Here is an 804-nt window from a genome sequence, read left to right on the forward strand (position 1 = left end):
GTCTTTGCGGTTGGAGCGATTTCTTACGCAGACTATTCTGGCATCAATCTGGGCACCATCTTTGGCAGGATCTCCAACCTTATACAGGGACGGACAGGAGATATCTTGAACGACCTCGACGCTTCTTGCATGAGTTGAAGATCTGCTTGACGTTCATCCGCTTTCCTTCGAACTCGTATGTGATCTTGGAGCTTTTCTTCACCATGGCGATTACGTTCAAACCACGTTGACTGATTTGGACAATCTGATGAGGATTGGAGAACCAAGTGTCAAACATGACGTACTTGGCAGTGAGCCCTGCTTTCAAGGCTTGATCGAGCAGCTGGATAACTACATCGGTCCCCTTTGATCGGGCCATAATCCGCCTCTTGGCCGCAATTGTGCGCTTGTCGATCTTCTTAGTCGTCCCGATGACATTCTGATCGTTCTTTGAGGATAAGAGTGATGAAGCGATTGGAACGAAGGAGGATCCATCAGCCCAACCCATGGTCATCATTCCGAAAGCCCTTCTTGTAGGTCATCGAAACGTGGTCGAATACTTTGGCAGCCCGCTCAGTCTTCTTGTATCCAGTTCTGGAGTAGAGCGAATCGTCAAAGATGAAGCAATCGGCACGTTGGTCAGAAGTCAGGTCTTTCAGGTACCCATTGACGATCCTCTCAGCTAGCAGAATAGTGAGGCGAAAGTTGATATGTGGGTTCTGCATGAATCGATAGTAGGTGTTCTTGGAGAAGCCAGCAGTACACTTGCCAGACTTCTGTTGCATGTACATGCTTCTGTCTCGAAACACATTACTGAAGATGTAT

Annotated in this window: 1 pseudogene; it reads right to left on the reverse strand. The window is 47.9% G+C overall.

What is annotated here, in order from left to right:
• Positions 1-804: pseudogene (locus tag FD23_RS11000) on the reverse strand (IS4 family transposase); the annotation flags it as partial.

The organism is Lactobacillus delbrueckii subsp. delbrueckii DSM 20074 = JCM 1012 (assembly GCF_001433875.1).
Lineage (GTDB): Bacteria > Bacillota > Bacilli > Lactobacillales > Lactobacillaceae > Lactobacillus > Lactobacillus delbrueckii.